Genomic DNA, 9,364 nt, shown 5'->3' on the forward strand with positions numbered 1-9,364 from the left:
ATTATACTGATGCTCGGCAAAAAAGTCATGGTGGGGTTGCCCAGTATTTATACTCATCGCAAAAGTGACACGCTCCCAATGACAGTAGTTGTAGTATTGCACGGTTTGGGAATGGCCAGCACTTATCCAGAAAGGGCGATCGTCCTCGATGTCGGCCAGATAGTCTATGATGGCAAATGCCACAACCTCTCCGACAAATTTAGCAAATTAACACCTCCCAAAGTAGAAGTGTGAACTCCTCTCTTTTGTTATCTTCCTTCGTGTCCTAGCGCTAACGCACCTCGAAGCGGTTCGTTGAAAAAAAAGCCCTTTCACTAATTAAAAAAAATCGCTGTACCTCAATCTAAAAATAAACGCAGATGACCGAAAAAAACTTGGGTACTTTCTCTAAAAACTATGGCTGGATCAAAAATCTGGGTATTGCAGTAGGTTTAATTGTACTTTACGGTTGGGCGCTGCGCGGACTAGAAATTGATGCAACAACCCTGGTCGGCAGTTGGCCTTACATGACTGATTTTATCTCGCGCTTGTGGCCACCGAATCTCGAAATTATGGATGTAGCAATTAAGGCTTTAATCGAGACAATCCAAATGTCGCTTTGGGGAACGACAATCGGGGCAATTATTTCCGTGCCAGTTGCTATTTGCAGCGCCCACAACATAGCACCAAGGTGGCTGCAATGGCTGGCCAATTTGGTACAAAATGCGGTGCGTTCTGTTCCTTCAATTGTGCTGGGGTTGCTGTTTGTATCGGCGACTGGTTTGGGCGCGCCGGCGGGTACTTTAGCCCTGGCAATTTATACTATCGGCTATCTTGCTAAATTTTATCAGGAGGCGATCGAATCAGTAGAAGCGCGATCGGTCGAATCTTTAAAAGTCGTAGGTGCATCTTGGCTGCAAGTTGCCCAATACGGCATTTTCCCGCAAGTATTGCCGCTAGCATTGGGTTATACGCTGTGGATGTTTGAGTATAACATCCGGGCGGCTTCGGTGTTGGGAGTCGTCGGCGCTGGCGGAATAGGCTTTGAATTGGTGAATTATATCAGATATTTTGAATACAACAAAGCAACAACAATGATGTTAGTGCTGTTAGTTGTAGTCACGGTGATAGATGTTATTAGCAGCAAATGGCGGCAGCGGCTAGAAACAAAATAAGGACAGGTTGAGAAACAAAATAATGGCACGGGAATGCCGTGTCCTTACCCAAAAAAGATCGCCCAATCGGATTTAACCACGGCCCGATTAATTGTAGGGAAACGGCACTGCCGTGTCCTTATTTCGCGTAACGGGTAAAATAAACTGGATTGGAGGGTGAAATTGCCCTCGCGAGTGCGATCGACTCCAACCATCGACAACCGCAAAAGAGGAAACGGCATTGCCGTTCCCCTACCCAAAAAATAGCAACTAAAGTGTTTAACCCCACATTCCGCACCCCAACTGGCACATACGCAAATTGAGGGGATAATAGTGAGTAAAAACACCCAAAAATCTCTGTAATGATCGCATCACTCAGTTAGGAATTCCTAAAAATTGACGTGAGGGCATGAATTAAATCTTCTTAACCCATAAAACATCAAAAATCCGACCATTAACAACTATTAAATTCCAGCATATATCGCCCGCATTATGACAATAATACATCACTGCTGAATCAAAAATTATTTAAATCTAAGTCAGTTTTACCAATCAATAATCGAGTTCATTTCACAACAAAAAATAATAAGACCGACAGGTGACTGGAAACAAATTTAAGATAGCTAACCGTTCGGATGTCAAATTAGAAACTTGCTGAATTCCTTGAATACACACGGCATGAATCGATTGAAAACTTTGGAATATCCAGCGCAAAGTAGGTCGATTGGTTCCTTTGCCCAACTGATTTTTTACGGTTTTATTAGTGAGTTGCAAGTTTTGCCGGAGTAACCTTTGACCTAAAGTATAAATCAACAAACACAAACCCATTACCAAAGTTAAAGCCTCGATTCTTTCCGGCGACTTGAGAAATACGCTATCCGTAAAAAATAGGGGATCTTTCAAAAACCCAAACCCTCTCTCTGCCGACTGCTGTTCCTTATATTTTACAATCATTTCATCAGGATTTAATTGTGAGGCATCCAGCACATTAGTAGCTAAGATAAATCTGCCACTAGCTTTGGTTGCTTTGGCTACCGCACGCTTCATCTAATTCTAGTTGTGCTTGAACTTTAAATATTAACTTGGAGCTAGAAATGTCAGAACTGGTCGAATTAGCCGCGGATTTTGCTGTCGCTTGTCTGCTACTAACTTGGGTTGAATTATAATATTTTAGTTTGGCAGATAAACGACTTGCTGCTGACAAGGCATCGGTGTCACAAGCAAATTCAATATTTGATAATTCTCGCAACTTTTTCTGACCTTCAACTTCAGCTTTCTTGAGGTTTTTTTCTAACTTGCGTCGGTCAGAATCACGCCGCAAACTGCTCTCTACTACTAACCATCTTTGTGCAATTCCACCATAATTACTTTTGTGTTCTGACCAACGATATCCTGTCACTGAACTTTCATGAAATTCTGATTCATTTAGTTGACATACCAATTGCTGCGCTTGTTTGAGGCTCAGTGGTACGCGAGTTAACCATCTTAAATTGATTAACATTTCTAAGTTGGGAGCCGTATATAATGCACTATCGGCTACCATTAAACTGTCGAAATTTAACTGTTTTTTAAAGTCTTGACAAATTGAGGCGAATATGGAATTATCTGATTCGTTGCCTGAAGCTACTCGCAAAAATAGTGGTACATCTCCATCTCCACTACAAATTAGGTCTAAAATAAACTGTTTTAAGTCGGGGCGATGGTCACTCTTTGTAGCCGTAGGTAATCTTAATTGGTACTGGGGATGTTTGATGTTCTATCGATGAATTATCCAACTGATTGCTATCCATTTCTGTGCTAGAAAAAGATACTGCTGGCAATTCTTGTTCATATTTGCCATGTAGATGAAATGAACTTGAGTCTAAGTGAGATGTGTCGGTTTTTATCTCGAATTTTTGAGCCGCTGACAGGCCAATTGTTGTGAATATTTCGGTAATTACGGCCATTTATAATTTATCTAATACTCTGCCTAAACGGTCATCATTCAGATGTGATGCTTGAATTCCTGACCCAAGTAAATGTTCTATTGCTTTCCCTTCAAAAAATTTAGAAAATAAATATAGTGGGGCGGAAACCATCCCTAATCCATTGATAATCATGGCTTTAACTACCAAGCCGGGGCTGACTATTTCACCTGGTTGTTCGCCTACTAATTCATTGATTTTTTCGACAATTCCTATTTCATCAACTAGACCGGCTATCAGGCCCAGATGATCTAGGTTTTCTACTTTCATCTGGGATGCTTTTTGCATGGGCGGCTTGATCCTGATTTGAGCGTTGATCGCGCTCGCCAGTTTACACTATTTTTGGTAATGATTGGCTATGGTTGCGATCGCAATTAACGCATTTTCCTCATGAATCATCTTACCGCTGGGCAATCAACTTGGTTTTGGGCCGATGCCTACGGCCAGCAACGCTTACGCATTTTTCACACAATCAGATTTAACTCATGCCCGAACCTGAATTTGCAAGAATGGACAACTGGGTGATGCTTAACGACCCAAGTCTTTGGGTATTTCTACTCACTATTCTCTCGACTTGCTCACTGTGACGTGCTCAATCCGTGTATGTGCCAGTTGGGGTGCGGAATGTGGGTAGGAACACGGCTTGCCGTGCCCCTAACCGTACCGATATCCCGATTAGGATTCTTGCCGTTTAGAACAAGAACAATTCAGAACTACCGGAAATTCCTAAATCGACATTATTGACAGTTGCAAACAAACTGTTACCGCCAACCGTAGAACCGTTGCTATCGTAATACAGTTTAGTAGACAAACCGTCGTAGAGAGCAATGAACGACGGCTGGGTTAAATTTGCTTCAAACACAGTTACATCAGACACTGTGCTGCTGTAAGCGTACAAACTCTGAGTCACAAATGCAGCTCCGGTTCCGATTTGAAAGCCAGTGTTGGAGATGCTAATTTGATCGTCAGCAATGCTGTAATCGGTAATTACATCCCCGCCGCCAGCAGTAGTTCCGAGGAACGTAAACTGATCCGCACCAGCACCACCGTTGAGAACATTGGTTCCCCCACCACCGATTAAAGTGTCATTCCCCTCGTCACCGTTGAGAGTATCGCTACCCGCGTTGCCAAAGAGACTGTCGTTACCAGCGCCACCGGAGATGCTGTCGTTACCTGCACCGCCGTTGAAACGATCAACACCCAATCCGCCGCTGAAGATGTCAGCAAACTCAGTACCCGTGACGTTGTTATCAGCCGCATCTCCGATAAACAAGACAGGAGTGGTGAAGTTGTAACCGCCAGCACCAGAACCGAAGTTGTTAAAGGCGACGGGGAAAGTGTTTCCAGCAGCAGTTAAATCGGCAACGCTACCTGAGTTGGTAGTAGTACCAGTAGGAGAAGAGGCGATCGTACCTGTAAATACAAAGTCCGCCGTTCCCAGATTGCTAGCAGCAGTACCCAGATTCGCAATGAAGGTAGAACCACCGGCTGCGGTACCGTTCGCGTCAAAATACAACTCAATATACAACTCAGTCCGGTTCGACGCATTATTCGTAAAGGCGAAGAAACCAGCAGTTGTAGAATTGCCCAGGGCTTTAGCTTGTGCAGCTTCCAAAGTGGCATAACTGCCGCCTGTGAAAATCACTAACTCTTTGCCAGTAATGTCCGGATTTGAACCGCTAACACCGTCAAAGTTAGTCGTAGTCAAATTACCGAAAGCGCTCGCGGTAAACTCGAATTTGTCAGTTCCCGACTTAAAGTCAGTAATCGCATCACCGTCGTTTTCGCCTGGTGCTTTGTAAACAAACAGATCCGCACCAGCACCGCCAGTGATCAGATCTACACCAGAACCGCCGCTGAAGATGTCAGCAAACTCAGTACCAGTGACCCAGTTAGCCTTCGCATCTCCGGTAAACAAGACAGGAGTAGTGAAGTTGTAACCGCCAGCACCTGAACCGAAATTGTTAAAGTCGCTTGGGTAAGTGTTCCCAGCCGCAGTTAAATCGACAATGCTGCCTGAGTTGGTAGTAGTACCAGTCACAGTAGTGCCATTGGCAGAAGAGGCGATCGTACCTGTAAATACAAAGTCCGCCGTTCCCAGATTGCTAGCAGCCCTACCCAAATTAATAATCCAGGTAGAACTAGAACCACCGGCTGTCGTACCGTCCGAGTCAAAATACAACTCTGTTTCGTTCGACGCATTCGTAAATGCGTAGAAAGCAGCAGTTGTAGAATTCCCCAGAACCTTAGCTTCTGCAGTAAATTCCTGAATGGTGGCATAAGTTCTGCCTGTGAAAATCACTAACTCTTTGCCAGTAATGTCCGGAGTTGAACCACTGGAGGCGTCAAAGTTAGTCGTCGTCAAATTGCCGAAAGCGCTCGCGGTAAACTCTAATTTGTCAGTTCCAGGGGTAAAGTCAGTAATCCTATCGCGGCTTTCGCCTTCTGCTTTGTAAACAAACAGATCCGCACCAGCACCGCCAGTGATCACATCTGCACCAGAACCGCCGCTGAAGATGTCAGCAAATTCAGTACCAGTGACACTGTTAGCCTTCGCATCTCCGGTAAACAAGACAGGAGTAGTGAAGTTGTAACCGCCAGCACCTGAACCGAAATTGTTAAAGTCGCTTGGGTAAGTGTTCCCAGCAGCAGTTAAATCCACAACGCTACCTGAGTTGGTAGTAGTACCAGTGGGAGAAGTACCAGTATCAGAAGAAGCGATCGTACCTGTAAATACAAAGTCCGCCGTTCCCAGATTGCTAGCAGCAGTACCCAGATTCGCAATCAAGGTAGAACCACCGGCTACAGTACCGTTCGAGTCAAAATACAACACCGTCTGGTTCCAGGCATTCGTAAAGGCGAAGAAACCAGCAGTTGTAGAATTGCCCAGGGCTTTAGCTTGTGCAGCTTCCAAAGAGGCATAACTGCCGCCTGTGAAAATCACTAACTCTTTGCCAGTAATGTCAGGATTTGAACCGCTTACAGCGTCAAAGTTAGTCGTCGTCAAATTACCGAAAGCGCTCGCGGTAAACTGGAATTTGTCACTTCCAGAGGTAAAGTCAGTAATCGCATCAGGGCCTTCGCCTGCTGCTTTGTAAACAAACAGATCCGCACCACTGCCACCGCTTATGACATCCAAACCGAGGCTGCCAGTGATGGTATCGTTGCCGTCGCCGCCCTTGAGGCTATCGTTATAATTGCTGCCGACAATCTTGTCATCGCCTGCTAAACCATCGTAATTAACAGGGGCCGGAGAAGTGGTGAAATCCGCATTGTCCGCACCAGCAGTACCGACAAGAATATTAAGTGGTGGGCCCGTGAAGACCGTGAAGACAATGTTAGTGACATCCAGGCGAATGCTCGCCGAGAAACTGGTGACAATTTCAAAGCGCGCCCCAACAGCAAATACCAGCACAGAACGGCCGGTCTCGGCATCTATGAACTGACAGAAAGTAGGCGCGTCTAGGTTGCCACCCAAAGCTATAAACCGGGCTTGCAAAGACGCGATGCTGGTAACAGTGATATCCGCGGTGAAGTCGAGCAAATTAGCGCTGCCGATCGACCCAACAGTAGAAGTAGCAGTAATCTCCAGTCGGGTCAAGCTAGAAACGCTGAGATTACCAAAATCTGCTGTAGAAAGCTCTAAAAGATCCTCAGCGACATTGAAGTCAGTAATTAAGTCAGCTTCTGCAACTGTTTGAATCTGTTGGCGGGAAGTGCGGTAAATATAGCGATCGTTTCCACCACCACCAATTAGAGTATTGGTTCCTTCGCCGCCTTCGATCGTGTCATTGCCCTCATTTCCGGTTAATACGTCATTCCCAGGACCGCCTACTACTGTGTCATCGCCGCCGCCAGCTTCGATATTGTCATCATCATCGCCGCCGTCGATATCGTCATCGCCATCGCCGGCTTTAACGTTGTCCTTGCCTTTGCCTGCTTTTATTTTGTTTTTGCCTTTGCCGACTTCGATCTCCTCATCGTCATCGCCACCGTCGATATCGTTATCGCCATCGCCTGCTTTAATTGTGTCCTTGCCTTTGCCGCCGATGATTTTGTCGTTGCCTTTGCCGAGTATAATAACATCGGCATCATCGCTGCCTTCGATGTCGTTATCCAGCGTCGCAGAACCGACAATAACTTGAGGTGCTGTAGTGCCAGCAAAAATAAAGACATTTTGCTCGACATTCAAGCTAAAACGCTGGTTGATGAGAGTTCTTCTGCCGTTGCTAACTTCAAAACCAATACTAAGCGCACCGACAAAACCTACTGCCGCTTTTAATTTTACCAAGCCTGCGTTAATGTCTGTTTGAGAGAAGGTAGAACCGACTTGTGCTGGGACTCCATTCAACAATAGTTGGCCGGTTGTAGGATCGGGCAGCTCGGTTAGCGTGTAGACTATGCCGCCAGGACCTTGCTCGTCATCGACAAAACTCAACAACTCAGAAGTAAGAGTTTGCTCGTCGCCGCTGGAACCAGCAGTCAAGGGCTGATTAGCTTCCACTCGCGCAGGGTTAAAAATCGGAGTTTGAGGTTGATTTGGAGTTGGAGTTTGAGGTTGAGTTGGAGTTGGAGTTTGAGGATTAACTCCCAAAAAGTCGCCAGCAGTGATAAGCGTTGCGTTGACATTCAACAATAGCGCCAGCGCGAAGTTATTGACCCGAATTTCGGTATTGACACCGATTTGTATAAAGGTCAAGCTGCTAAAGTTCAAGTCGCCAGTCAGCACAAACTTGTCTTTGCCGTCTTCGTAGTCACTGATGACTGCACTTGCCCCAGAGTTACTGTCACTCAGGCCATAAACGTCATCTCCACCACCGCCTATACAGGTATGGTTGCCAGTACCGCCCATCAGCGTATCGTTGCCGTCGCCGCCCATCAGCGTATCCTCGCCGTCGCCGCCGCTAACGCTGTCGTCTCCGTCGCCGCCGTCTGCGATGTCATTGCCGTCGCCAGTAATGAGGGTATCGGTGCCGGCACCGCCCATCACGCTATCGTCGCCGGCACCCCGCCGTAGATGGTATCGTTGCCGGCGCCGCCGTCAACCTTATCATCTCCTTCGTTGCCGTGGGCCCAGTCATCGCCGTCATCGCCTTCGCAGGTGTCGTTGCCGGTACCGCCCATCACGGTATCGTCGTCTTTACCGCCGTTAAGCTTGTCGTTGCCTTGGCCACCGTTAACCTTGTCCTTGCCCCGATCGCCCTTTATTTCATCGTCGCCATCGCCGCCCTCGCAATCGTCGTCATCTTTACCACCGTAGATTTTATTGTTTTTCTCACGGTTTCCTTTGATTTTGTCCTTGCCTTTCTTGCCGTATATCTCATCCTCATCGCCGGTGAGGAAAATTACGTCACCGCCATCATTACCGGAGGGAGTTCCGCGGTGATCGACAATTACGTCATCGCCATCATTACCGAAGAGAGTTCCGCGGCGATCGATGCCGCTGTCATCATCGTCATCTTTGTCGCCCGCACCTTCTTCTAGTACGCCCATAAATTCCGCAGTTTGGCTGTTATCAGCAGCACCTGTTTCGGGTGCACCGTTAGACTGATTCGGAAGTTTGGTCTTAACGCCATCGGGGTTTTCGGCGATCGCCTGCTTAATAAACTCCGCGAACTCCGCATCGGTAATTGTAGGGCTGTTCTTGTCTAAATCCCCGACAGGATTTTGTGTTTCATCAGGCTTGGCCAAAGGTGTTCCCGATACATTTTTTGACACGATTTGTTGATCCATTGTAGATATTTTCCCAAAACGATTGAGCTTCTTAGAATCAATTTATCACTGTAGTTTAGACTAACCAAAGATGAGAACGGTGGCAAAAGAAGAACTAGAGCCACCGCGCCAGGAGAGAATGAGGGTGAAAAATAAAACCTATCCACTCCTTAAATGAACAGTGAACGATTAAAGGACTTTCCTGGGAGCAGCATACGATTTATTAGTGAAAGCGAAAGATGCAACATTCGAGCTCATGGATGAGCGTGATGACCACTCCGAATGCGTCATGTTTAGCGGAATTTTCGCTCAATCCATTATTCAATCGTCACAGGCGTTGCGTCTACGAAGCGTTACAAGACTGTAGACCAGACCGAAAAAAACTGATGCTGCTGTATCTGGAGCAATTACAGAAAGAAGCACCCCCAACGGAACACATATTAGTGGCAATCGACCACACTGCATGGGGGAGACCAGAGGGAGCGTGTCACTTTTGCGATGAGTATAAATACTGGGCAACCCCACCATGACTTTTTTGCCGAGCATCAGTATAAT

4 protein-coding genes and 2 pseudogenes are annotated in these 9,364 nt (G+C 46.4%); 2 read left to right on the forward strand and 4 right to left on the reverse strand.

All coding sequences use genetic code 11. The features are described from left to right. A pseudogene (locus QT990_RS34710) lies at positions 1–234 on the forward strand (hypothetical protein); the annotation flags it as partial. 125 nt (positions 235–359) lie between these two features. Next, complete coding sequence (gene phnE, locus QT990_RS34715; RefSeq protein WP_333147977.1) at positions 360–1,154, forward strand: phosphonate ABC transporter, permease protein PhnE; 795 nt, start codon at positions 360–362, stop codon at positions 1,152–1,154. Positions 1,155–1,703: 549 nt separating this feature from the next. Here phnE and QT990_RS34720 read toward each other — a convergent pair. From QT990_RS34720 to QT990_RS34735, 4 genes and pseudogenes are all read right to left on the reverse strand, one after another. Next, a pseudogene (locus tag QT990_RS34720) lies at positions 1,704–3,385 on the reverse strand (IS1634 family transposase). Positions 3,386–3,788: 403 nt separating this feature from the next. After that, a complete protein-coding gene (locus QT990_RS34725; RefSeq protein ID WP_333147979.1) occupies positions 3,789–8,084 on the reverse strand; it encodes a cadherin-like domain-containing protein in 4,296 nt (1,431 codons plus the stop codon). Continuing rightward, positions 8,084–8,830, reverse strand: coding sequence for a hypothetical protein (locus tag QT990_RS34730; protein ID WP_333147981.1), 747 nt, complete (start codon positions 8,828–8,830; stop codon positions 8,084–8,086). The genes QT990_RS34725 and QT990_RS34730 overlap by 1 nt, the downstream gene beginning before the upstream one ends. Positions 8,831–9,130: 300 nt before the next feature. Further along, positions 9,131–9,364, reverse strand: a 234-nt coding sequence (locus QT990_RS34735) for a hypothetical protein (protein WP_333147983.1), incomplete at its 5' end; no start/stop codon positions are given.

Source organism: Microcoleus sp. T3_B1 (genome assembly GCF_036700445.1).
Classification (GTDB): Bacteria; Cyanobacteriota; Cyanobacteriia; order Cyanobacteriales; family Microcoleaceae; genus Microcoleus.